The 23,772-nt window shown below is 40.0% G+C and carries 22 protein-coding genes, 1 tRNA gene and 3 pseudogenes; 6 read left to right on the plus strand and 20 right to left on the minus strand.

All coding sequences use genetic code 11. The features are described from left to right. Positions 1-7 precede the first annotated feature (7 nt). From IPP86_02865 to IPP86_02885, 5 genes are all read right to left on the minus strand, one after another. Positions 8-1,774 carry a SprB repeat-containing protein gene (locus IPP86_02865; protein MBL0137459.1) on the minus strand — a complete coding sequence of 589 codons (1,767 nt, stop codon included), beginning with the start codon at positions 1,772-1,774 and terminating at the stop codon, positions 8-10. A 690-nt stretch (positions 1,775-2,464) separates the two neighbouring features. Beyond that, positions 2,465-4,849: a ribonucleoside-diphosphate reductase subunit alpha gene (locus IPP86_02870; GenBank protein ID MBL0137460.1), complete on the minus strand. Its 2,385-nt coding sequence runs from the start codon at positions 4,847-4,849 to the stop codon at positions 2,465-2,467. Between the two features lie 46 nt (positions 4,850-4,895). Next, the gene (locus tag IPP86_02875; GenBank protein MBL0137461.1) at positions 4,896-5,276 is read right to left on the minus strand and encodes a four helix bundle protein; all 381 of its coding nucleotides are present in this window, start codon (positions 5,274-5,276) and stop codon (positions 4,896-4,898) included. Between the two features lie 164 nt (positions 5,277-5,440). Further along, positions 5,441-6,406, minus strand: a complete 966-nt coding sequence (locus tag IPP86_02880) for a ribonucleotide-diphosphate reductase subunit beta (GenBank protein MBL0137462.1) — start codon at positions 6,404-6,406, stop codon at positions 5,441-5,443. Positions 6,407-7,182: 776 nt separating this feature from the next. Next, positions 7,183-7,764 carry a DUF3109 family protein gene (locus IPP86_02885; GenBank protein MBL0137463.1) on the minus strand — a complete coding sequence of 194 codons (582 nt, stop codon included), beginning with the start codon at positions 7,762-7,764 and terminating at the stop codon, positions 7,183-7,185. Positions 7,765-8,000: 236 nt separating this feature from the next. Here IPP86_02885 and IPP86_02890 point away from each other — a divergent pair. The 5 genes and pseudogenes from IPP86_02890 to IPP86_02910 all read left to right on the plus strand — a co-directional run bounded on the left by IPP86_02890 (position 8,001) and on the right by IPP86_02910 (position 11,943). Beyond that, positions 8,001-9,550, plus strand: a pseudogene (locus tag IPP86_02890) (glycine--tRNA ligase). Positions 9,551-9,778: 228 nt separating this feature from the next. Next, positions 9,779-10,204 carry a hypothetical protein gene (locus IPP86_02895; protein ID MBL0137464.1) on the plus strand — a complete coding sequence of 142 codons (426 nt, stop codon included), beginning with the start codon at positions 9,779-9,781 and terminating at the stop codon, positions 10,202-10,204. Positions 10,205-10,418: 214 nt separating this feature from the next. Then, positions 10,419-10,751: a hypothetical protein gene (locus IPP86_02900; GenBank protein MBL0137465.1), complete on the plus strand. Its 333-nt coding sequence runs from the start codon at positions 10,419-10,421 to the stop codon at positions 10,749-10,751. Between the two features lie 100 nt (positions 10,752-10,851). After that, positions 10,852-11,334, plus strand: coding sequence for a T9SS type A sorting domain-containing protein (locus IPP86_02905; protein ID MBL0137466.1), 483 nt, complete (start codon positions 10,852-10,854; stop codon positions 11,332-11,334). A gap of 174 nt (positions 11,335-11,508) precedes the next feature. Beyond that, positions 11,509-11,943, plus strand: a complete 435-nt coding sequence (locus tag IPP86_02910; GenBank protein ID MBL0137467.1) for a Rieske (2Fe-2S) protein — start codon at positions 11,509-11,511, stop codon at positions 11,941-11,943. Between the two features lie 99 nt (positions 11,944-12,042). Here the strand turns inward: IPP86_02910 and IPP86_02915 are convergent. The 8 genes and pseudogenes from IPP86_02915 to IPP86_02950 form a co-directional block, all read right to left on the minus strand. After that, positions 12,043-12,156: pseudogene (locus tag IPP86_02915) on the minus strand (T9SS type A sorting domain-containing protein). A gap of 43 nt (positions 12,157-12,199) precedes the next feature. Further along, on the minus strand, positions 12,200-12,466 hold the full coding sequence (locus IPP86_02920) for a hypothetical protein (GenBank protein ID MBL0137468.1): 267 nt from the start codon (positions 12,464-12,466) through the stop codon (positions 12,200-12,202). 120 nt (positions 12,467-12,586) lie between these two features. Next, positions 12,587-12,739, minus strand: coding sequence for a hypothetical protein (locus IPP86_02925; protein MBL0137469.1), 153 nt, complete (start codon positions 12,737-12,739; stop codon positions 12,587-12,589). Between the two features lie 169 nt (positions 12,740-12,908). Further along, on the minus strand, positions 12,909-13,499 hold the full coding sequence (locus tag IPP86_02930; protein ID MBL0137470.1) for an aminoacyl-tRNA hydrolase: 591 nt from the start codon (positions 13,497-13,499) through the stop codon (positions 12,909-12,911). 483 nt (positions 13,500-13,982) lie between these two features. After that, on the minus strand, positions 13,983-14,474 hold the full coding sequence (locus tag IPP86_02935; GenBank protein ID MBL0137471.1) for a lipocalin family protein: 492 nt from the start codon (positions 14,472-14,474) through the stop codon (positions 13,983-13,985). After that, positions 14,471-14,740 carry a hypothetical protein gene (locus tag IPP86_02940; protein MBL0137472.1) on the minus strand — a complete coding sequence of 90 codons (270 nt, stop codon included), beginning with the start codon at positions 14,738-14,740 and terminating at the stop codon, positions 14,471-14,473. Before IPP86_02940 ends, IPP86_02935 begins: the two co-directional genes overlap by 4 nt. A 183-nt stretch (positions 14,741-14,923) precedes the next feature. Beyond that, positions 14,924-15,582, minus strand: a pseudogene (locus IPP86_02945) (50S ribosomal protein L25/general stress protein Ctc). 163 nt (positions 15,583-15,745) lie between these two features. After that, on the minus strand, positions 15,746-16,678 hold the full coding sequence (locus IPP86_02950) for a ribose-phosphate pyrophosphokinase (protein MBL0137473.1): 933 nt from the start codon (positions 16,676-16,678) through the stop codon (positions 15,746-15,748). Between the two features lie 290 nt (positions 16,679-16,968). Between IPP86_02950 and IPP86_02955 the strand changes: the two genes are divergently transcribed. Then, a tRNA-Leu gene (locus IPP86_02955) sits at positions 16,969-17,052 on the plus strand. Between the two features lie 143 nt (positions 17,053-17,195). Here IPP86_02955 and IPP86_02960 read toward each other — a convergent pair. The 7 genes from IPP86_02960 to IPP86_02990 form a co-directional block, all read right to left on the minus strand. After that, positions 17,196-18,161: a hypothetical protein gene (locus IPP86_02960; protein ID MBL0137474.1), complete on the minus strand. Its 966-nt coding sequence runs from the start codon at positions 18,159-18,161 to the stop codon at positions 17,196-17,198. A gap of 14 nt (positions 18,162-18,175) precedes the next feature. Next, positions 18,176-18,874, minus strand: a complete 699-nt coding sequence (locus tag IPP86_02965; GenBank protein ID MBL0137475.1) for a hypothetical protein — start codon at positions 18,872-18,874, stop codon at positions 18,176-18,178. Continuing rightward, on the minus strand, positions 18,871-19,998 hold the full coding sequence (locus tag IPP86_02970; protein MBL0137476.1) for a hypothetical protein: 1,128 nt from the start codon (positions 19,996-19,998) through the stop codon (positions 18,871-18,873). The genes IPP86_02965 and IPP86_02970 overlap by 4 nt, the downstream gene beginning before the upstream one ends. Positions 19,999-20,162: 164 nt before the next feature. Beyond that, entirely contained in the window at positions 20,163-21,260 is a 1,098-nt protein-coding gene (locus IPP86_02975; protein MBL0137477.1) for an AAA family ATPase, read from the minus strand. Between the two features lie 2 nt (positions 21,261-21,262). Further along, positions 21,263-21,556 (minus strand): helix-turn-helix domain-containing protein, encoded by a 294-nt coding sequence (locus IPP86_02980; protein MBL0137478.1) that lies wholly within the window; start codon positions 21,554-21,556, stop codon positions 21,263-21,265. An 82-nt stretch (positions 21,557-21,638) separates the two neighbouring features. Further along, on the minus strand, positions 21,639-22,397 hold the full coding sequence (locus IPP86_02985; GenBank protein MBL0137479.1) for a hypothetical protein: 759 nt from the start codon (positions 22,395-22,397) through the stop codon (positions 21,639-21,641). Next, the gene (locus IPP86_02990) at positions 22,394-23,647 is read right to left on the minus strand and encodes a site-specific integrase (protein ID MBL0137480.1); all 1,254 of its coding nucleotides are present in this window, start codon (positions 23,645-23,647) and stop codon (positions 22,394-22,396) included. The genes IPP86_02985 and IPP86_02990 overlap by 4 nt, the downstream gene beginning before the upstream one ends. Positions 23,648-23,772: the final 125 nt, after the last annotated feature.

Genomic DNA, 23,772 nt, shown 5'->3' on the forward strand with positions numbered 1-23,772 from the left:
GAAAATTTTACTTTTTCACTTTAACTGAAAGAGCATTTAACCGATTGTTCAGTTTAGCGTTTTCTGCTTCCAGTTTTTCAATTCTTTCGTTTTGCTGAATTGTGTAAAGGGTCTGTTCTTCTACTTTCTGAAGCAGTATTGTTACCATCGCACCCAGATTGTTACCGGATTCCTCAACTTCAGCTGCGGAAGGAATTTCCGGTAAATGTTTGTTTTGGTTTATAAATTTCTTCAGTTCATGCAAAGGCATCAGCTTGTAGTCGGGTTTAAAAACAAAGTCGGGCCAGGTTGAATAGAGTTTTACTTTTACTTCTTCGCAGATGATTTTTCCGTTCACCGCAAGTTTGAATCCGGCAGGAATTTGTGATGTTCCAATTCCGACATTTCCGGAAGGAGGAAGGTTGTAAATGTCGTTGGAGTGATTGCAATGATCAGTAACCCATCTGTTGGTGGGGGTAATACAGGGTTGTTGGTTAGTTCCGTGAGAGCCAATCTTTAAAAATCCCTGTCCATCCACAAACACCGATCTCAGGCTATCCGTTGAAATTGTGTCTATTTTCAGCGCACTTTTAAATTCAATTGTACCGGAATTGTGAATCCGGATACGCTCTGTATTGTTGGTACGGATTCTAAAATCCTTATTGTCATTTGTCCCGATATAGTTAGAGTCGGCATTTGTCAAACTATTTCCCTGGACCGTCCAGTCTTCTCTGTCAGGTTGTGACAGACTAATTTCCTTTGTTTTTGAACAACCATTGACATCCGTAACAACAAGAGAATAATTTCGTGCTATGACACCGGAAAGGTTGGCAGTTGTTTGTCCGGTATTCCACACATAAGTATATGGGCTCACCCCGCCATTGGCATTGCTGGTAATATATCCATCCGAGCAATTGAAACAACTTGTGTTTTTTCCATTGCTGTAAACCGTAGCCGCCAAATCATATTCGAGAGAAGGTGGTTGGGTCAAAGTAATTGAACGGCTAATGTGAGCGTTATTGGCATCTGTTATCTGAACGGTAAAAGTTCCTACCTTCAATGTATCCAGATCCTTTGTTGTATCACCTGAGTTCCAGTAATACGTATACGGCGGAACTCCTCCATTTACCGTTAAATTGATGCTTCCAGTCTCCCCGCCATTGCATTTAATATTATAACCATGGTACAAAGGACTGGTTATACTTACTACATGTAAAGGAGTAGGCTGTGTAAGGGTAACTGACATGGTAAGCACACATTGATTATCGTCAGTAATAGTAACAGAATATGTTCCCGCAGTTAGTTGCTCTATATTTTCCTCCTGAAGATTGTTGTTCCAAAGAAATGAATATGGCGGTGTACCTCCGGAAGTATTTGTATGAATTGATCCATCATCTCCTCCCTGATAAGAAATATTGTATCCACCCTGATAAACTGATAGTTCAGGATTTGTGGTTAATGCATCAACATTGTAAATTTTGCCGCTTTTAGTAACAGTATCATTATTCCCATCAATCACAGTAAAGAAATATTCTCCGGGACCGAGATTTGAAATTGTCTTTGTGAATGCGGTATACGATCCACTTGTCCACTGATAGGAATAAGGAGCAGTTCCTCCCACGATTACAGCTTCCATTGATCCGTCATGGGCTCCGTGACATGAGATGTCGGTTCCACTGGGAAATTTAGCAACTGTGAGGACCACATCCAGATCAGTTCCGAAAGAGAAATTAGAGATGAAAATGAAAAGAAAAGATGTGAAAAATGAAATAGTGAGGTAGGAGTTATTTTTCATGGTAATTAATTTTTTAGAAAATTTAAATTGAAAAAATAAACTACTATCAAATGTATACAAAATAATTCCGGAATTCACAACTGAAAATAAAGCATTGGCCAAAATCATGATTATAAAAGATTTTTTGGTGCTTATGTTAAATTGAAATCATGAAAATAATTCATTATTTCAATTAATTTGAAAAAATAGTTTTCAAAATCTTTAAATAATACAAATTAATTGTGAAGCAACATTCACTGGGATTATGTCAGCCCTTCAGGCTTAGGGATTCAAGGAGTTTGATCTTTTCTATAATAATTTCATCCCTCCGGGATTTTTGAAAAATGGATTTTGAAAAGTTTACCAGACTTCCTAATAATTAATCAAAAACCTGATTTACTTATAAACTCCCAAGGACCAAACAATGTATTCTTTTTTACTTTTTGCCTTATGAATTTTGCCTTAGACATTATACTTGATACCTAATACCTTCTTATTTGATATGTAAATCACTCAGCAACCTAACCCCAAAGCGAGGAACGAGCGGAGCACGGGCAGGGCGGGAGTAAGAAGAGAGAGCAGTTCGTTCCAAAAAATTTGCGCGAAATATTTTCTTTCCATCGGGGCAAAGGGTGCAAAGTTTGAAACATAAAAAAACCCTCCCGGCAGTCATCATCCGGAAGGGCTATACTATAGCAAGCGTTAATTTTATCAGCTACCGCAGGCTTCGCAGGCTTCCGGATTATCCAGACTGCAGGCCATTTGTTCGAAGGCTTCTTCTTTACTTACGTTTAATACATTCGCAGCATCCACAGCGTCCTGATTTTGTTTCAGGAAGCTTTGGTCTACAGTAAATTTAATCGCATCAGCTGCAGACTTGGAACGGAGATAATACATTCCTGTTTTCAGTCCTTTTTTCCAGGCATAGAAATGCATGGATGTGAGCTTCGCGAAATTTGCATCCTGGATGAACAGGTTCAATGACTGACTCTGACAGATGTAAGCACCGCGATCAGCAGCCATATCAATGAGAGAACGTTGTTTGATTTCCCAAACTGTACGGTAAATCTCTTTCAACTCTTCCGGAATTTCCGGGATGTTCTGAATGGAACCATTCGCGGCGATGATCTTGTTTTTCATGTTCTCGTTCCAGAGATTCAGCTTCACAAGGTCTTTCAGCAAATGTTTGTTGACGATCGGGAATTCTCCGCTCAGTACACGTCGTGAATAAATGTTTGATGTATATGGTTCGAAACATTCATTGTTGCCAAGAATCTGTGATGTACTTGCTGTTGGCATCGGAGCAAGCAACAGTGAATTGCGTACGCCGTATTTTTTCACTTCCTCTTTCAATACATCCCATTCCCAACGTGGAGAAGGTGTAACGTTCCACATGTCGTACTGGAAAATTCCCTGGGAAACAGGAGAACCTTCGTACGTCTCATACGGACCATCTTTTTTCGAAAGATCTTTCGAAGCAGTCATGGCCGCGTAGTAAATGGTTTCGTGGATCTCTTTGTTGAGTTCACGCGCGCCGTCGCTGTCGAATGGCATACGCAAAAGGATGAACGCATCCGCGAGTCCCTGCACACCGATACCGATCGGACGATGACGCATGTTGCTGCGACGGGCAGCTTCAACAGGATAATAATTGATATCAATAACCTTGTTCAGGTTTTTGGTGATCACATACGTGATCTCGAATAAACGCTGATGGTCAAATTTTCCATTGATCACAAAACGAGGCAGAGCGATAGAAGCAAGGTTGCAAACCGCGATTTCGTCAGGTGAAGTGTATTCAAGAATTTCAGTACACAAATTGGAACTCTTGATCGTTCCCAGGTTTTTCTGGTTGCTCTTTTCATTACATGCGTCTTTGTAAAGCATGTATGGTGTTCCTGTTTCGATTTGCGATTCAAGGATGGCAAACCAGAGTTCCTGTGCAGGAACGGTTCTGCGTGCACGTCCTTCGTTTTCGTAACGGGTGTAGAGTTCACGGAATTTTTCTCCATAACATTCGTCGAGTCCCGGAGCTTCATTCGGACAGAACAAACTCCATTCGCCGTTCGCTTCCACACGCTCCATGAAGAGGTCGGAAATCCAAAGCGCGTAGAACAGATCGCGTGCGCGGAGTTCTTCTTTACCGTGATTTTTCTTCAATTCAAGAAAATCAAAAATATCGGCATGCCACGGTTCGAGATAAATGGCGAAAGAACCTTTGCGTTTACCACCACCCTGGTCAACGTAACGTGCTGTATCGTTGAATACACGCAGCATAGGGACGATACCGTTGGATGTACCGTTGGTACCACGGATATAGGAACCGGTTGCGCGGATGTTGTGCATGCTCAGACCGATACCACCGGCAGACTGAGAAATTTTCGCGCAGTTTTTAAGGGTATTGTAGATACCGTCGATACTGTCGTCTTCCATTTGTAAAAGGAAGCAGGAGCTCAACTGTGGTTTTGGTGTTCCGGCATTGAAAAGGGTAGGAGTGGCATGGGTGAACCAGCGTTCACTCATCAGGTTGTATGTTTCCACTACAGACTCCAGGTCATTTTTATGAATACCTACAGCCACACGCATGATCATGTGTTGCGGACGTTCCGCCACTTTACCATAAAGTTTCAGGAGGTAAGATTTCTCCAGTGTTTTGAAACCAAAGTAATCGTAACCGAAATCACGGTCGTAAATAATGGTAGAATCCAGCAGATCGCGGTTGTTCCAGATGATTTCAAAAACATCATCAGCTACCAAAGGAGCTTTTTTTCCTGTATGCGGGTCGATATATTCATAGAGATCCTTCATGGTTTCGCTGAAGGATTTCTTGGTATTCTTGTGCAGGTTACTTACCGCGATACGTGCGGCAAGCAATGCGTAGTCGGGATGACGAACAGTCATCGAAGCCGCAATTTCCGCAGCCAGGTTGTCCAGCTGTGTCGTTGTTACTCCGTCATAGATTCCTTCGATGACTTTCTGAGCCACAGAAAACGTGTCTACGTGTTCTGATAAGCCATAAGCCAGTTTCTGGATACGTGCTGTTACTTTGTCAAATTTAACGGCTTCCTTCCGGCCGTCGCGTTTCATTACGAACATGTGTGGTGGGTGGTTTTATTTATTGTTCTTGAAAATATTGTAGATTCTAGATTGTAGATTTTTGATTTTTACTTTGTAATGATGCTTTTGCCGTTTTAACTGAAGCGGTGAAGATTGCAACTAACTGAGAAGCTTCATTCTTTAATTTCGTGGTTTGATCCGTAGACTTTTTAAGTGACTCTTCGATCATTTCAAGCCAGTATTCTGATTCGTCTGCTTCCTCGATTACAATTCCTATTTTGGCAATAAACTCAGCTTTTGATCTTGAGCGACAAGCTGCGCGATAATTTGCACCTACAGAACAAGCAGAACGAATTATCTGGTTACTGATTACATTGTTGAATTTACTTGGGGGCAAGCTTTCAACAATCGCAACACATTCGAGGGTGAACTTTTTAATTCTGATTTTTAATTCCGAAGGATTCATGGTTTACCATTTCTTCCTTCCTACATTTTATTTGATCACTGGTTTTCTTTTTTGTAAATAAGACTCTTTAATAATCCCTCAATTATTAAATCAATCTACAATCAGAAATCCATAATCATCAATTATTAAATCAATCTACAATCAGAAATCCAAAATCATCAATTCTAAAAGTCTTCGTCTAATTTGAATACATTTTCTTCTTTCTGCGTACCTACAGAAGCCTTCTTATACTCGCTCACGCGTTTTTCAAAGAAATTGGTTTTGCCTTGCAGCGAAATCATTTCCATGAAGTCGAAAGGATTTGTGCTGTTGTATACTTTGCTGCAACCGAGAGAAACGAGCAAACGATCAGCGACAAACTCAATGTACTGACACATCATCTTCGCGTTCATCCCGATCAAAGAAACCGGTAATGCGTCTGTCACGAATTCATGTTCCAGAGCTACTGCGTCGGTAATGATACTTGTAACGTGTTCTTTGCTCAGTTTATTTTCGAGCATATCGTAAAGCAGGCAGGCGAAATCGCAATGCATGCCTTCATCACGTGAAATAAATTCATTGCTGGTGCTTAGTCCTGGCATCAGTCCGCGTTTCTTCAACCAGAAGATCGAGCAGAAAGAACCGGAGAAGAAAATACCTTCCACCGCCGCGAAAGCGATAAGACGTTCCGCGAAGGAACCGTTGCCGATCCAACGCAAAGCCCATTCGGCTTTCTTGGTTACGCAAGGAATAGTATCAATCGCCTGCAGGAGACGGTTCTTTTCAACGTTGTCTTTGATATAGGTATCGATCAGCAATGAATACATCTCACTGTGGATGTTTTCCATCATGATCTGAAAACCATAGAAACAACGGGCTTCCGGAAGCTGTACTTCTTTCATGAAGTTAACCGCCAGGTTTTCATTCACGATGCCATCGCTGGCAGCAAAGAAAGCAAGCACGTGTTTGATAAAATGACGCTCTCCGTCATTCAAACGGTCCCAGTCTTTCTGATCAGCATGAAGATCGATCTCTTCCGCTGTCCAAAAGCTTTGTTCCGCTTTTTTGTACATCTCCCAAATCTTTGGGTATTTGATAGGAAACAGGACGAACCTGTCTTTGTTCTCTTCTAAAAGGATTTCTTTCTTCATTTCGTGCTAAAAAGGACTTATTTTAAAATTTTTTCGTTTTGGATAGAGGTGACGATTCCCTGTCTCTCCAAAAAGCCAAAATGTGAATTGACCGGATTGAAGAGAATCATTGCTCTGATTCCTTAAATGCTTGCTGAATTCTAAGGTTCGTACTCTTCCTTAGTGCTGAACAAAAATTCTTTTTTCTTAATTGATGTGCAATAGACAAGTTGTTTTTTTTTCGACAATTATACACCGGACTTTGTTTAAAAAACACACTTGCACGTCGAAAGCCTTGCCAGTCAAGGGCTGCAGAGGTTTTGAACAAATTTTGTTTAAAACTAGAACTTGCAAAATCGATGTGGCGCGATATTCGGCATGAACATATTTTGACTTGAAATTTTTTTTGACTTGAAAATCAAGTGATGATGGAATACATGCATACCGACTCCAAGAATTTAACGCCGATTCATGTCTGTTTCTTGTTCGCCTTGCAATCAAAATGTATGAAAACACATGCTGAAAACCCTCTGAAATTGTTGATAAGCCCCTAATCAACTGCGAATCAGAACATTGTTATAATAGCCTGAAAAATAGATATTTATAAAAAAAACAAGAAAATTAACACCCAACCGAAAATCGTCCATTTCCCAAACGGTATGCATATCCCCAAAAAACCGTTGAAACATTCAATAAAATTCTCCAACAAAAAGCTATCCAGTAACCACTAAGCACTAACCACTAAGCACTAACCACCAATCACTAACCACCAATCACTAACCACCAAGCACCAACCACTACTTCCTGCTCGCTTCCCACTCCTTCGCCGCAAACTCCAGCTCCGCATACCATTTCTTTCCATACCTGCGTGTCAGTGATTCTTTTAAAAATTTGAAGACAGGAACTTTCAGGTTATCGCCCAGTTTACACGCTGCTTTGCAAATACTCCAGCGATCATAATTCAATGCTTCAATACCCGTCTTTTTATTCTTTGTGATACGAATAGGGTAGAGATGACAGGAGATGGGCTTTTTCCATTTGATCTTTCCATCATAAAATGCTTTCTCAATTCCGCATTTTGCAATTCCATCTTCAAAGACGGTATAAGCACATTCTTTACCTTTCACCAGAGGTGTCACCCACTCTTTTTTATCATACAAAAGATATCTGCCTTGCTTCTCAATGGCCGCGATTCCGGTCTCCGGCAAGTAGGGCTTTACTATATCATAGACTTTGTCAAGTTCTTCCAGTTCATCATCTTCCAATGGTGCACCATAATCACCTTTTACGCAACACGCTCCCTTACAGGCATTCAGGTCACAAACAAAGTGCTTTTCAAGTAGTTCTTCAGAAATTAAGGTATTGCCGATTGCGAGCATGTGTCTAGGAAATTTGAGCGTGCTAAAGTAAGTAATTAGTAGGGACGTGGGGCGGGGGACAAGGGAGGAAAATGTGTTATGAATTATGAATTGTGAATTATGAATTATGAGTTGGGCAAAGCTTGATCTCTGAACATTGAACCTCGAACTTCGAAGCCCAATCGTCCCCCGTCCTCGCCCTCGTCCCTCGCCCCCGTCCCTCGCCCCATAACCAAGAAATTACTATTTTCGCCCCCATGGCAAGCACTACCAGCGAAGACTTATTTAAAAACATCATTTCCCATGCGAAAGAGTATGGGTTTATTTTTCAATCAAGCGAAATTTACGACGGACTGAGCGCCGTTTATGATTATGGCCAGAACGGAGCGGAGTTGAAGAAAAACATCCGTGAATTCTGGTGGAAGGCCATGGTTCAGATGAATGAGAATATTGTCGGCATCGATGCCGCGATATTCATGCATCCAACTACCTGGAAAGCATCCGGACACGTCGACGCTTTCAACGATCCTCTGGTCGATAACAAAGACTCCAAGAAACGCTATCGTGCGGATGTTCTGATTGAAGATCATGTTGCAAAGATTGACGGAAAGATCATCAAGGAAGTGGAAAAGGCGCGTACCCGTTTCGGAGATGCTTTCGATGAAGCTCAATTCCGTGCCACCAATGAGAGGGTGCTGGAGAACCAGCAAAGATTGACGCGATCAATACGCGTTTCAAAGCGGCTCTGGAAGCAAATGATCTCGAAGAAGTAAGACAAATTATCATCGACCTTGAAATAGTTTGCCCGATTTCCGGAACCCGTAACTGGACGGAAGTTCGTCAGTTCAACCTGATGTTCTCTACACAGATTGGTTCAGTGAGCGAAGAAGCGTCTACAATTTACCTCCGCCCGGAAACAGCACTAGGAATATTTGTCAATTTTCTGAATGTTCAGAAAACCGGTAGAATGAAGATTCCATTCGGCATCGCGCAAACCGGTAAAGCATTCCGTAATGAAATTGTCGCACGCCAGTTTATTTTCCGCATGCGGGAATTTGAACAGATGGAAATGCAGTTTTTCATCAAACCGGGAACGGAAATGGAATGGTATAACTACTGGAAAGAAACACGAATGAAATGGCATCGTTCACTCGGATTTCCGGAAGGCAAACAACGTTTCCATGATCATCTGAAATTGGCACACTACGCGAATGCTGCCTGTGATATCGAATTTGAATTTCCTTTTGGATTCAAAGAACTGGAAGGAATTCATTCCAGAACGGATTTCGATTTGGGCAATCATGAGAAATTCTCCGGAAAGAAACTTCAGTATTTTGATCCGGAGCTCAATCAAAGTTATGTTCCTTATGTCGTTGAAACATCTATCGGACTCGACAGGATGTTTCTCGCTATTCTTTCACAAAGTTACGCGGAAGAAAAACTGGAAGACGGCTCTGAACGTGTTGTATTGCGCATCCCGCCTTTCCTGGCTCCTGTAAAATGCGCGGTGATGCCATTGGTGAAAAAAGATGGATTGCCTGAAAAAGCCCGTGAGATCATGGATCGCATCAAATACGATCACAATTGTTTCTACGAGGAGAAAGACAATATCGGTAAACGTTACCGTCGCCAGGATGCAATTGGTACACCATTCTGTATTACTGTCGATCACGAAACCCTGGTCGACAATGCCGTCACCATTCGTTATCGCGACACCATGCAACAGGAACGCATTCCGATTGAACAGGTCGAAAAAATTCTCAACGAGAAGGTGGATCTGAGGGCGGCTTTGAGGAAACTGAATTGAAACGATGAGCCCATCATTCAATTTTAAAATCTAATAAACAATTTATAGGACCCATATTCGGGTCCTTTTTCATTATCTGTGTTTTTGGGTAGTGTAATTTCAGATATTCGTTAGGATATTTTACAATTCACCACAGTTTGTATCCTGTTTACCTATGTTAAGTCATGGCTAGTCACAAATACATTCCGTAGATTCATATTTTTCTAAACTTCACATAAATATTCTGGAATGAAATATTTTTTCACCACATTTTTATTTCTTTTCCTGATTGGTGCTTTGAAGGCACAAACTCCTCCTTCGTTTGTTTTAAGAGGGTACTCGTCCGATATGGTTCAGTTTACAGAAGACAATATCTATTTTAATGGCTATTCCGGTCTTGTGAAAACCGATTATTCCGGAAATGTTGTTTGGCTGAAACAATATTGCGGAAGCAGATTTATAGTACAAGATAATGCCATCTATTTATTGAATTCAAGGTCTATTGTAAAATTAGATACCGCTGGAAATAATATATGGGTGAAAGAAATTCCATTCCTGGTATGTCCAATGTGGAGCGATACAAGTTTTGTTTGGGATGTAATTGTAGATCATGATCGAATGTATTTGTCTACAATGCAATGCCCCCTTTCACTTCGTCTGATCATTGCAAACTAAGTTTAATTACTCTTGATACTGCTGGTGTTGTTTTAGATGCGTGGTGCGATGATAGAGGAACCTATTGGATTTATAATATTGGACATGGAGTTCCATCCTTACACAGGGTGCTTTTCTTGTTTGGAATAAAACTTCAGGAATCTATGATCAGTCAATAGTAACCAAGCTTGATAGCAATGGGAATCATGATTCTCAATTTCAGGATCATGAGTACATGAATAGTTCTTACAATATGATAGATGGGATTTTAACTTTTCCGGACTCTACGTATCTCGTTATTAATAATGCAAGCGGCACTCCCGGAAGTTTTTTTGCCAAAGTCGTATGTTCAAAAATGGACGATACAGGAAACTTAATTTGGAATCGGGAATTAACATCCGGCCCGGGAATGAGTTCATTTGTTCAGGTTTATTTAGCTGCAATTGATAGTTCCAACGAAATTTATATGCTTGGTATTACTGATTCACTTTGCCCGAGTATTATTAAAATGGATTCTGCAGGTAATATACTTTTTGTAAAAAGTGGTTTTACGAAAGCCCAACTTTAGGTGCTCTGCGATTCGCAGAGCACGGTCTTAATCAGATGCATTATAAAATGGCAACCTCTATTGTTATGCACACTACGGTACTCAAAATGAATCGGCTATTATGGTATTAGACACCGGGCTTGTATTATCATGTTTTAAGCCGGATATATCCTACAATGTGTCATCAAATGCTACTCCCGATTTATCGGATTCAATAGTCCAGCTTCCCCACATTTCTGTTTCACTTACTCCTGACTCTCTTCCTGCAGGTTTGGGTCCGGCTACTTTCGTGACTAATCTTTGTAATTTGGTACAGGTACCATTGCTTAATGAAATCAAAATGGACATGAATATCTGGCCAAATCCATTTATGAATGATTTACACTTGAACCATCAAATACATGAAGACAAAAGGGCAACGCCATTGAATATTGAGATTTACAATTCAATCGGATCATTGTTTCTAAAGCAAACGGTGGTGCAAACTGATGATATTATTTTGCATTTAGAAGAATTGCCAAATGGCTACTATGTTTTGAAATGTAGTGATGATAGAAATCTGTTCGTGTCACCTATAGTAAAACAAAATTTTGGTTTCGAATAAAACAGTTATAATATAGCTATCTAATTTTAGAAATTGATATTGAATACTTGAGGTTTTATCAAAAATAATTCAATCAAAAAAATTATAAATCAGTCACGAAATATTTATCTTCGATCCTTGTAAAAGTCGTTGCTTCCAGCTGCGATTTTTTTTCATTGCTTAACGATCACAATTATGCAATACGACCGTCGTGACTTTCTAAAAACATCATGTCAGGCTTGTCTTGCAGTAATGGCAACAGGAATTGTAGCATCTGAATTTGCCTGCAAACCATCAAAAGGAATTTACTCCGCGAAAATTCGTAAAGGTGTAATGTCTGTTCCAATGAAAGCGTTTAATGATCAGCAAACTATGCTGGTGCAAACCTATAATTTCAAAGAGCCTTTAATCCTGATTCGTAAAAAAGAAGGTGAAGTAAAAGCGTTATTGATGCGTTGTACGCACAAAGGAGTCGGGCTTGAAAAAATCGGAGATCAACTGGTCTGCCCGGCTCATGGAAGTATTTTTGATTTCGATGGAAAGGTGATTCAGAGTCCGGCAGGGGAGGCGCTGACTTCTTTCCCGGCGGTGACGGATGGACGAACGGTCCTTGTGAAAATTGATCAATAGTTTTGGTTTCACGTAAAACCTGTCCCGGTATTTCACCGAAACGCAAAGGCGCAAAGAACTTAATCTTTGCGCCCTTTGCGTCTTTGTGGAAAAATAATATTATTTCTTGAGCACAACTCTTTGTGTCTTCTCTCCAAATTCGTTGCGAACATTTACCATGTACACACCATCTTCGAGATCACTAAGATCTACTTCGTAGTTAGCTGCAACTGTGTTCCCTTCACTTGCTTACAACTTTTCGAGATGTTGGATACAGTCACACTCCAACTCTTGCTGTAATGTGCCATGTCAACATTGATCTTTCCCTAGAAGGATTCGGATAAATGGAAGCATCAAGAACAGAGTGTTCCGCGATTCCGCTAAAGCTTCCGGCGAAAACATACACATCATCGAAGCCTACGTTGTAACAGTCGAGTGAATCTTTGTAATAATAGAATTTCACATTGGTATAAGAATCGTCCAATGGAAGAGTCATGATTGTTGATGTAGCGGAAACGTTATTGAATTCCTGGATCAATGTCATGTTGGTCGTGTCAGGACCACCATAAACCTGGAATCGATTGGCCTGGAATGTTCATTGCCTTTCATGTAGAAACGAACGCCGTCAGCATGCGCAAAAGCAGGGTGATCATAAATAGAATCCTCAGCCGAACTTGTATGCAGGACAAGCAATACCACAAGTTGTTGAGCCCGTATAATAAGATTTATGTGTAGCGGCAGTATCGTTCCAATAGATAAACCATCCCGGAGGAACGCTTGTAGACAAGCCGTTATAGGATGCAAAATCTGTTTGCACAAGGATTTGTGAAAACGAAGAGTGTAAAACTGATAAAATCAGAGTGTAAAGATTCTTTTCATATAATTTTCTTTTAATATACAGCGTAAAGGTAACAAATTTCAGCAAAAAACAAATTCCCCACGAGGCTAAATTGCTCGTTTTAGAGTGCAAAGAAAGAATTGATTGTTTACTTATTGTTAAAATCAGACATAGTCCGGTCGATACCAATGCTGACAAAACTTTTAACAATTTGAACTGCTTTTTCTATGCGTTCACTCAAAAGTGCTTCTTCCTGTTTACTCCAGCGTTGTAATACATAATCAACTTGTTTCCCTTTCGGGAAATCACTTCCGATTCCGAAACGTAAACGGGCAAATTCATTGGTTCCTAAAGTTTCAATGATGTCACTCAAACCATTGTGCCCTCCGTCACTGCCTTTTTTCTTTAAACGAAGTGTACCAAAAGGAAGTGCGAGGTCGTCGGTAACCACCAGAATATTTGAAACAGGAATCTTCTCTGCCTGCATCCAGTAATTTACCGCCTTCCCGCTGAGATTCATATAGGTTGTTGGCTTGATCATCATAAGGGTTTTCCCTTTAAAACGACCTTCATAAACTGAGGCGAGTCTTTCGGTATGAAAAAGTTTAGCAGCAGAGGAACCTTCCACTTTGTTTAGCTCAAGTGCCAATGCATCCGCAACCTCAAAACCAATGTTGTGCCGCGTGAATGCATACTCCTCACCAATATTTCCCAGTCCGGCAATCAGGAATTTACTCATGCTGCAAAGATAGGATTTTGGATTTTGGATTGTTGATTTTTGATTGCTGATTTTGGATTGTTGATTGTTGATTGCTGATTGTTGATTGGGGATGAGTGCCTGATACATTGTACCAGGTACCAAATATGAATTGTGGTCCCTCGTCCCAATATTGTTATTTAAGAAACCAATTTAGTTACATTAACCTAAAGGATCTCTGCGAGATGACGATAGCCGGGTATACCATTGTGTCGTCCTTTCCCGCCGAACACGCTTTGTTTCGTTTTACCAAATGTTTTCGGCGGAAAAAGGACGACATTCACAGAGAACAAGCTGTTGTCATCTCGCAGAGATCTTTAGTTAATTGGTAATATTCTCTCTCGTGAATAAGCAGACCCAATTTGCTTAAATAATCATATTGCCCTCGCCCTCCGTCCCAATATTTTTAACCCCTTCACATCCCAATCTACAATCAAAACCTCCATCTACACTCACAACCCCTCGCTACTTATGATAAATTAAATACTTCCCATCATCCTTTTTAAAAACAAGATTCCCGTCGTGAAAAAAATGTTTGAGCATTGGATTGAAAGAGCCATCGGGTTGATTTTTCAAATGTATCCGGCCATCTTTAATTTTCCACCAACCCTGTGACTGCAATTCTCGGCCTGAGGAAGTAGACCAACCTGATCCGCCACCGGCGGAGGCGGTTTCTTCGGAATAGGTTCCATCCTCATTGAATGTATAATAACGCACAGAAGTAAAACCTGCGTAATCCGATCCACTGCCGGAATTGGTGATGGTTTCTATCATCCAGGTACCGAAAAGAGCAGGATCAAGTTCGGAGCTTGCGGGTGGTTTGGAAGCGGTTGAATTATCAGGTGTATTCTGATTTGTACTTGTGGTTGAGGGTGTGGAATTCGTACGGTTAAAGACAGCTTCAACAGGAACCAAACCAAGCACAGCGAATTGTGCCGATAAATTATTTCCATTCAATAAGAAATAAATGTCGACAAAGCGGTTCCACTCGCCGGATCCGACATCTCGCCGCTTGCTTCATTATTGCTAAATATTCCGCGCAAATTTAATTTCTGATCACCCTCCTGGTATATTCCGGAAATCTGATCTCCGTTTTCTGTAATCTGAATAATTGCATTCACATCATTCACTACACCGGTATAAGTGCCGTTGAAAGTTGGTTGCGCATAAGCTGAAAAGGAGAGAATCAGAAAAAGGAAATTCACTAACAAAGTCTTTTTCATGTGGAGATTTTTAAAGATTGAAGATGATCAAAGATAATTATTTTGTGTGAATGGATTTTAATGTATCCAGTACCAGATACCCCGTCCCCCGTCCCCCGTCCCTCGTCCCCCGTCCCCCGTCCCCCGTCCCCCTATCACTCATTAAACAAAAAACCCCTCTCCATAAAGAAAGGGGTTTTAAATTCATACTAAAAAGAAATTACTTTTCTTTTCCGGAGCAGCTTTTGCAGGAGCGCCGGCAGCGGCAGGTGCAGCGGCAGTAGCAGTTGTAGCAGCAGCAGCAGGTGTTTCAGCAACCACGGCACGTGTTGTACGAACGGCAGTGATTACGTTAGCCGGACTGTCGTGGAATTCAACGCCATCGAGTTTCATGTCACGAACACGTACAGAATCTCCGATTTCGAGTCCGCCGATTTTCACTTCCACAAAATCGGGAAGGTGTTTCGGTAAAGCGGAAATCTTCAGACGACGAAGTTTGTTGATGAGCTGTCCACCCGCACGAACGCCGGGAGCTGTTCCAGTTACTTTTACTGGTACCTCGATCACAACTTTTTTGTCATCCGCCATTTCCATGAAATCGATGTGGAGAATCTTGTCCGATACTGAATGAAACTGAATTTCTTTCAGGATGGCTTTGTGATGTGTTCCATCGATGTTCAAATCAACGGTGTAAACTTCCGGTGTGTACACCAGGCCTTTTAAGTTCATGGCCGGTGTGCTGAAGTGGTATTGTTCTTTTCCACCGTACAGTACACACGGAACCATACCCTCTGCCCGCAGTTTTTAGTCTCCTGCTTAGTCTGGGCTGCTCTCTTTGTTCCGATAATTTCGATTGATTTCATTTTTGTTATTAAGTTATTGGGTTATTAAGTTATTATGTTATTTAGTTATTAAGGTAATAGAGTATTAATTTTTTTGCCTTTTGCCTTTTGCCTTGTTTTGCCTTTTGCCTTTTGCCTTTTGCCTTTTGCCTTATTTTCGTCCCTCGTCCCCGTCCCTCGTCACTTAAACAAGGAACAACTGACTAATCGACTCATACACATAAACTCTTCGTACAATTCTCGAGAAGAGCTCAGCGGTTGAGATGACTTTTATTTTATCACATTCTTCTTTCAGAGGAATAGTATCTGTTACCACAAGTTCCGTGAGTCTGGAATTCTTGATTCGTTCATACGCTTTTCCACTCAGGACAGGATGCGTGCAAAACGCACGAACACTGCTTGCGCCTTTGTCGAAGAGCATATCCGCCGCTTTGGTCAGTGTTCCGGCTGTATCGCAGATGTCATCAACAAGAATGATGTCACGACCTTCCACATCACCGATCACAGTCATCGTATCGATTTCATTCGCTTTCTTGCGGTGCTTATCGCAAATAACCATTTCCGCATTGAAATACTTCGCGTAACCTCTGGCTCTGTTTACACCACCCATATCCGGAGCAGCGATGGTCAGATTTGGCAACTGAAGTGATTCAATATATGGAACGAAGAGCGAAGAAGGCTCAAGGTGATCCACCGGAATATCAAAGAATCCCTGGATTTGCGGAGCATGAAGATCCATGGTAATGACCCTCGTGACTCCTGCGGCACTGAGCAGATTCGCAACCAGTTTGGAAGCGATCGCGACTCTTGGTTTGTCTTTACGGTCAGAACGGGCGAAGCCGAAGTACGGGATCACAGCTGTTATGTAGTGAGCAGAAGCTCTTTTTGCCGCATCGATGAGGAGCAGCAATTCCATCAGGTTATCGGAAGGGGCGAAGGTCGACTGGATGATAAACACATCACAACCCCGCACTGATTCATCGAAAGAAGGGGAGAATTCGCCGTCACTGAAACGTGCTACATTCACTTCACCAAGGGGAAGTCCATAGCCGTAAGCAATTTTTTCAGCTAGATAATGGGTGGCTGTTCCCGAGAACAGTTTCACGTTGCGCTCCATAGGTCTGAATCCCGTATTTTCAGGGGCTGCAAAGAAACGAAAATTGGCCGTAACAGGCAAGCCGAATACCCTCTTTTTCAGCAGAAAAGCACCTTATTTTTAGCTAAAATTCGATCTTTTGTCTGCATACTGAATAATTCCTTATTTTCGCAGCCTGGCTTTTAGAGGGCTGGGTCACAATACCGGTGATTCTGTTTATTGGTTATTGTGTTATTAAGTTAATCTAGGGCAGAGCACTAAACGCCTTTTCAAGAACCTAATAACAAAATAACTTATAAAAACTCTTAAATGCCCGGGTGGCGGAATTGGTAGACGCAGCAGACTCAAAATCTGCCGAGGGCAACCTCGTGGGGGTTCGATTCCCTTCCCGGGTACGAAATCGAAACGATAAAACCACTGTAACGCATTGTATTACAGTGGTTTTGTTGTTTATTGAATAATGATTTACTTAAACACTACTTAAACAATTTAAGTCAATCAGCCATCAAATCTTTAAAATTATTGAAATAACGGATTTTTAATTTTCCTGAATAGCGTCAACAATCCCATTCTTAAAATAAATATAACCCCTTTGTTCATATACCCATTGTTCGGATTTAACATCCTTCAATTCGGTTGGATTTATTTTACTTGGGTTTCCCCATGCTAACAGTACCATTTCTTCGGTCATACCAATTTCAACTTCATTCTGCAAAATTTGATCCCATATATGTATTCCAAATCTGGAAGAATAATTCAAAGCCTCTGATTTTTCAATTGCGTACATTTTATATTTAAGCCATGAAATTGGCAATAGAATTAATTCTTTGTTCTCTCCTTCTAATACCATTGATGGATTACTTTCTTCAGGATCAATTCCGAAATTGATGCACTTATAAATTTTTCCGGGGTTAATTGCAACTTCTTTGCCAGTGTTTATATCAATGAACTTTCCAAATCTTCGTTTTCGCATTACAAATTCCTTGTCTCGTAAAAGTTCTTTTTGTTTTTCATAATAACCTACAACAATAAAATCAGAAGTTAGTGAGAAAGAATAGCTATAATAACAAATTTCTCCATTATCCTTCCTGCTCAGTTTTAAAAAATAATTTGCCAAATTTGAACTTGAAATTATTTTGTAGACAGCTAAGACTGTATAGTATTTATCTCCAATGCCATCGTATTTATCAGCCCTTGATCCATCATAAGTTGAACAGCATCTATACACATTACTTTTTTCATACTGGTTAATTTTATAATCTTTGATAAAGCCCTTGTAGCCCATCTGAATATCAAAAGAACTTGATTTTGGTTTTAAATAGAGTTCCTGTCCAATCAGCTGCCCCAAATCACTTTTTTTATCACCCCGAAATTCACCTTCCAAACTATCATATTCCATCTTTGTCAACTCATCTGATGAAGATTTGTTTACTTGAATAGTAGAAATTTGCGCTTGAGAAAAAAAAGCATTCAAACCTAAAAGGAGGAGTATGAGGTTTTTCATTGTGATTTGGGATTTTAGATTGATGAAGTAACTAATTTTTCAGGTTGTGTCAAAGTTGATTTCAATATATTTTCAATTGTACTCAATTGTTCCGGATTAAGTTGTTTAACCGTTTCCTGACTTATTACTGTTCCATTGATCTGAATAAAATTGTTCTGGTTTTGGATGAATGTTCCTGCTTGTGCTTGCCCATTCAAACAGCCCATAACATTGAAGTAAAGTTTTGCTGCGCTTGTATCACCGTTTACAGCAAACTTAAAAACTTTAGCGAGGACTTTTGATGTCATAAAACGAAACTGTTCCAACTCCTCTAAATACATAGGATTGGTTTTATACTCTTTGAGGTGCTTATAGATTGTCTGTCTGCTTAGTTGGGAACTTTCAGCTATTTCTGCTCTTGTGGGCATACGATTGAATTCCTGCATCATGTCAGCAATTGCCTTTGTGATTCTTCTGTGGTTGTATTCCCATAATTCGTTTTTTGTCTGTTGGGGTAAAATTAAATCGAACTTTTTTAAAAAATTATCCCTCTCTTCGTCTTTGAGTGAATTTAATCTTTCAGTAAAACGCTTATTAAAAAGGTCAATCTCAGTCTTATCCTTAATTGCATTTATGTCGTTCTGTGTAATTTGTTGGAGCGCAAAAATTGAATTTATCTTTACCTCCAATTCTGTCAACTTTTGTAAACCCTTCTTTGGTGCTTCAGTTTTCATTTTCTTCTTAGGTGTTGTTTTAATTCCTGTAATCTGTTGAAGTATGGTAAATAAGTAAGTTTGCCCGGATTGCTTTTAAGTGTTGTTAAATGACTCCTAATAAAGCCGGGGACATCCTTAATTTCGCTGCATTGGTTCAGCTTCAGCGGGGTTGTGGGTAATGTGATCCCGGCAAAGAATGTTTCCAGTTCTGACAAGTCCGGGTCTTGATTAATCTCATTTGCCTCCGCTTTGCCTCTGTCCTTCGGAATTGCTTCATGTAGTTCTGCACTGCATCTTGTCGCCTCAACATTAGGCGAAATGATGCTTTTAATTTTCTGCGGAGGATTAGGGGACATGAAACCGGAATCTTTCAGAGTAACTTTCCCAAAATCTCTTGCATAACGCTTGTACGGATCAGTTATACAATTGGAATGAATCTCCGTTAATGGTATAAGGTTTTGGTGTATCCATGTTTCTGCATCGGTCTGACTGATTCCATAGGTATTCAGGGAACAGCATAGGTGAAAAATAAAGTCATGTCTTGTACCCTCAACAAATGAAATACCCTTTTCTAAAGTATGCTGCATCGCTTTTTGATACAGGTCTTTTGATCCCCCGGCAAAGCATTTGAAAACTGACTTTCTTACTAGCTCTTTTAAAGTCTTTCTATAATATATAGCATCATGATTGAAGTAGGCTTCAGGATCGTAGGAATAGCCTCTAAGCCCTGCAATGTCGGAACGTGAACTATCTACTGTAATTCCTGCAATGTCCTTCCAATCCTTTCGTAAAGCCCTGAAATGATCCTTGTACGCTTTTTCATCCTTAACCGGAATTAGTAGCCAAAAACCTTTGGCAGAAACAGAAAGCCCGCAATAAGCTACATAAGGCAGCAATGAAATAAAGGTTTTCAGTTGATCGAAATTTGTGATTTGCTCGTTTTCCTTCAGGTCTATATCAACTTGCATAAATCCTGAGAACTTAGTTAGTCCGGTGGTTTCCCTATAAGTGAAAGTACCTCCGCTTGTAATTGCAGGCAGTCTGGCTTTTAACCGATCCCGGTCTGCTTTGTCGTCTGTCTGTCTGATCAATTTCACCTGATCTGCATACTTATCGGATTGTAGCCAATTGAGCAAGTTCACAGGTCTGGGATTCTCGGGACTGTGATAGTTCCGGTAACAGGATACCTCCACGTTCAAAATGCTGTTGTTATTCATGGCATGACTGGTATAGTGGTATAGTTGTGTATAGAGGGGCTATACCACTATACTGGTTCAGGATGGTATAACTATACCAGTTCATCCCGCTATACCTGTTCATCCTTTTTCTGGTCTGTAAGATTTATTCGCCAATATTCATCTTCGCCTTTTATTATCATTTGTTGCACTCTCATTTCCTTAAAGTACTCCTTTGCTTTGGTTTCACCTTTTTTTGATTCTCTCATGATTGCCTCAATAGCTTCAGCATACTTTAGTGATGTTTGCCCGGCAAAGACTTTTAAAGAAACTTTTTTTATCAATTCAATACGTTCAGCATCCTTTGTCGCCTGATCTAATGACTTTATCCCACAACCAACATGATACCCTTTCTCTTTATCATACATGAATTGGATTTGATTAATATTTCCCCTGCCTGCATTTCGTAGTAATGCTGTACCAGAATCCAGATAGGAAATGTCGCCTTCCGTTTTTATTTTAATTACACTGTCGCTTTTCCTCTGAAAGTGGCTTCCGAGATGTCCACGTTCTTTGTCACTCCCTGGGTTTGTGTGTATAATTATTACAACAGCTGTATGATAGCATGTTGCCAATTCTTCAAAGAATTTAATTATTTGATTCGACTGCATAGGATCGTTTACATCACTGATATAATCTGCACCACCATCAATCACAATCAAGTGAATACCTCCATGTTCGAGAAATGCAGCTTTGCAGATGTCGGAAGTAGTTGTTGAATATTGATCCAAATCAAGCCCACGAATATTGTATGAATGAAAATACTCCGGGCAAACTTGCAATGAACATCGTTTTAAAATTGACTTTAAGTTCTTTTGATGTTTGTACCGTGGCTGTTCAGTATCAAAATGAAGGACAGCTTTTCTATCAACATTAGGTTGCACAACAACACCTTCCAATCCATCAATATTTCCATCCGGACTTATTGCACCTGCCAACAGTATTCCTGTAAATGCACTTTTTCCGCTCTTACTTGCTCCGCTTATAGTTGTGATAGTTCCTTCTGGACTTATTATTTCCCCGCTAATTGTAATAATCGGAACAGGTACGGGAATAGGTGTACTGTCAGTGATTTGTAGATCATCGAAATCTGAAAGCTTTGGTTTTTTTGGCTCTTCCTTTCCATTCTTCCCGGCAAGGGTTTTGAACATTTCTGTATTCAATTCCATCTTCAAACCGTTTTTGAATTTTCAATCCTGTGTGCTTCAAGTAAGGCGTTCAGGTCGTCAAGCTTCACATAAATTTTAGCACCAAATTGACTGAAGGGAATTATACGCTTGTCCCTCCATGATTGCCATGTCCGGTTGCTGATTCCTAAAAGCGGAGGTACTTTTTTTGATTCGATCCAACGTAATTGAAATAGCTGTTCTGGTCGCTTTTCAGCTAACTCAATTAGTCTTGAAATGTCTCGCTTGATAGTAAGAAGTTCCTCACTTGGAACTATTTCAATTGATGTTGAGTTCATTTTATCTTGCTCTTAAATGCAGGACAAAAGTGAACCGTATTGAAAACTATTATTGAAAAAAAGGAATCGAAAATTTTGAGGCTTATTTTTTCACTGACCTTGAGCCCTTTATACTTTCTTCGATTTGTCTACGAATATATTCGGCCTTATCCATGTCTTCCTCTGGCCTATGTTGTAAACAAGATGCCATATCTAAAAAATCATATATAAATCTACATTGTTCTCTGGTGACAAGTTTTCCTTTTGGAGTCTTGTATTGAGTATAATCATTCAAGTAGTTAAGTAGCGCCCATGAAAAAGTTCTTAGGTCTGCGGTTATGCGGTTTTTTGGAATATTAAGATTAGCTTGGTATTCAAATGATGAAAAAAAAGCTGTTAGTTCTTTAAATGTTTCACCCGGGATTGAATTGGTTGATACAATTATTGGATCTAGATTTTGGAAGTTGAATGTCATTGATTGTAAAGAATGTTCATTTTTTGTATTCTTCCTCTTAGATATTGAATGATTCTTTAATAGTGTTCCCAATTTAAACCAAGTTTTTATTTCGTTTGCTTCATTCAGAAACTCGGGTTCATAGAAGTGTCTATCATTGGCTGAGTCGTAAAATAACATGTGCATTAATGCAAAGTCATTGACAGTATTTTCCGGGAGGTTATACTGTTTACAAAAAGACTTCATGTTATTTATTTCCTCTGGAAAATCAGGTGCTTTGCAATAGGCTGTAAGGTATTTTTCAAAGGTTAACGAAGGGCTATAAAAGGCATTTTCTTTATAAATTAGTATTTCGTTTAAGTGTTTGACAAAAAAGCCCTTGTTTATTATTGGAAATATTTTTTTCATGCGAACAGATTTAGCATTGCATCTTCAATTTTCTTATCCTGTAAAGTGCTTATATATGCTTCGGTTGTAGCAAATTTTTCATGACCTAAAATAGTTTGCAGCATCTTTGGGGACATATCCTTATTCATTGCGAATTGAGCAAAAGAATGGCGGGCTATATGGAAAGTAAGAGGCTTAGTGATGTCTGCCAGTTTTGCAATCTTTTTTAAGTTCTTATTGAAGATTGTATTCCGGGAGGCAATTTGATTGTATATCGTTTTCTCAAATCCTGATTTTAGTTTCTTTTCATCGCTAATCAGTTTTGAAATTTCGTTTTTCAGTTCTCCGAAAATGAAATCTTCAGGCTTGGAATCTTTGCTTTTGTATTGGCGCAAAATTGCTTTAGCTTCCGGAATCAAGGGGACTGTTCGGGTAGTTAGTTTGCTGTTTGTATTCTTAGCCATAACATAAGAAAGACTGCCTTCACTAACATTTCTCCATCTCATGGTAATGATGTCGCCCGCTCGGATGCCTCCGCAATAAAACGAAAACATGAAGCAATTGCGGGTATGACTCAAGGATGAACCCGGTTCTAATGCTAATGAATTGATCCGGTCAATTTCCTCTACTGATAGCTTTTGTTTATTGGTTGGTACTTGTTTTACCTTAAATTTTAAGAAGGGGTTCTGTATGCTTGGAATGATGTCCTCCAAAATGGCTTGATTGAATGCAGCCTTCATATTTTTAAAATGTTCATATCGGCTGTTTTGGTGGAGGTCTGAAAGATAGCCTTCAAAATCTTTCAGGAACGTGACTGTAATGGAGTCAAAGGGAATTGAATCATTTTCATACTCTACCAATTTGTTTTTAAGGGAACGGTATCTTTTCGCTGTTCTGATTGATCCCGCTAATTCAAAGCGCTGAATGATTCGATTCAGATAAACAATGAAATCTTGGGAGGCTTCACCCCGGTACTGTTGAATGATGCTTTCTTTACTTGGGTTTTTTATCCGTTTTTTTAGGGCTTCATTTTCACCCTTCAGCGTATTCAGTTGATAGGCTAGTGTATCATTCAGTTTTTTGGTGCTTTCGCCCCGCCCCCTGATCCAGTTATCCTGTTTCGCTTTTGGGTTGAATGCTGATCGTTCCGGTACTGAAATTCCGGTCTTAATAAGCTTGTGTTTGCGTTCCTGAGTAATCCGGATATAAATGTCATAAGCACCCCGGGAATTAGGGCGGTTGTTTACCCAGAAATTGAAGGTGGTATTCATTTGGCAGCGCTTTTAATTGCACTACAAAGATAGGGGCGGAGGCTTTACTTAAACATTTACTTAAACATTTTTTGCACTTCTTTGCTTTTGGTTGCTTTTGGGGTATCCTGTTTTACCCTCTTAGA

The organism is Bacteroidota bacterium, assembly GCA_016720935.1.
In the GTDB taxonomy this organism is placed as follows: Bacteria; Bacteroidota; Bacteroidia; order AKYH767-A; family 2013-40CM-41-45; genus JADKJP01.

Coding starts and splice junctions, on each gene's coding strand:
- IPP86_02865 (MBL0137459.1), bottom strand. CDS start 1,774: ATGAAAAATAACTCCTACCTCACTATTTCATTTTTCACATCTTTTCTT.
- IPP86_02870 (MBL0137460.1), bottom strand. CDS start 4,849: ATGTTCGTAATGAAACGCGACGGCCGGAAGGAAGCCGTTAAATTTGAC.
- IPP86_02875 (MBL0137461.1), bottom strand. CDS start 5,276: ATGAATCCTTCGGAATTAAAAATCAGAATTAAAAAGTTCACCCTCGAA.
- IPP86_02880 (MBL0137462.1), bottom strand. CDS start 6,406: ATGAAGAAAGAAATCCTTTTAGAAGAGAACAAAGACAGGTTCGTCCTG.
- IPP86_02885 (MBL0137463.1), bottom strand. CDS start 7,764: ATGCTCGCAATCGGCAATACCTTAATTTCTGAAGAACTACTTGAAAAG.
- IPP86_02895 (MBL0137464.1), top strand. CDS start 9,779: ATGAAATATTTTTTCACCACATTTTTATTTCTTTTCCTGATTGGTGCT.
- IPP86_02900 (MBL0137465.1), top strand. CDS start 10,419: ATGAATAGTTCTTACAATATGATAGATGGGATTTTAACTTTTCCGGAC.
- IPP86_02905 (MBL0137466.1), top strand. CDS start 10,852: ATGGTATTAGACACCGGGCTTGTATTATCATGTTTTAAGCCGGATATA.
- IPP86_02910 (MBL0137467.1), top strand. CDS start 11,509: ATGCAATACGACCGTCGTGACTTTCTAAAAACATCATGTCAGGCTTGT.
- IPP86_02920 (MBL0137468.1), bottom strand. CDS start 12,466: ATGACATTGATCCAGGAATTCAATAACGTTTCCGCTACATCAACAATC.
- IPP86_02930 (MBL0137470.1), bottom strand. CDS start 13,499: ATGAGTAAATTCCTGATTGCCGGACTGGGAAATATTGGTGAGGAGTAT.
- IPP86_02940 (MBL0137472.1), bottom strand. CDS start 14,740: ATGAAAAAGACTTTGTTAGTGAATTTCCTTTTTCTGATTCTCTCCTTT.
- IPP86_02950 (MBL0137473.1), bottom strand. CDS start 16,678: ATGGAGCGCAACGTGAAACTGTTCTCGGGAACAGCCACCCATTATCTA.
- IPP86_02960 (MBL0137474.1), bottom strand. CDS start 18,161: ATGAAAAACCTCATACTCCTCCTTTTAGGTTTGAATGCTTTTTTTTCT.
- IPP86_02965 (MBL0137475.1), bottom strand. CDS start 18,874: ATGAAAACTGAAGCACCAAAGAAGGGTTTACAAAAGTTGACAGAATTG.
- IPP86_02975 (MBL0137477.1), bottom strand. CDS start 21,260: ATGGAATTGAATACAGAAATGTTCAAAACCCTTGCCGGGAAGAATGGA.
- IPP86_02980 (MBL0137478.1), bottom strand. CDS start 21,556: ATGAACTCAACATCAATTGAAATAGTTCCAAGTGAGGAACTTCTTACT.
- IPP86_02985 (MBL0137479.1), bottom strand. CDS start 22,397: ATGAAAAAAATATTTCCAATAATAAACAAGGGCTTTTTTGTCAAACAC.
- IPP86_02990 (MBL0137480.1), bottom strand. CDS start 23,647: ATGAATACCACCTTCAATTTCTGGGTAAACAACCGCCCTAATTCCCGG.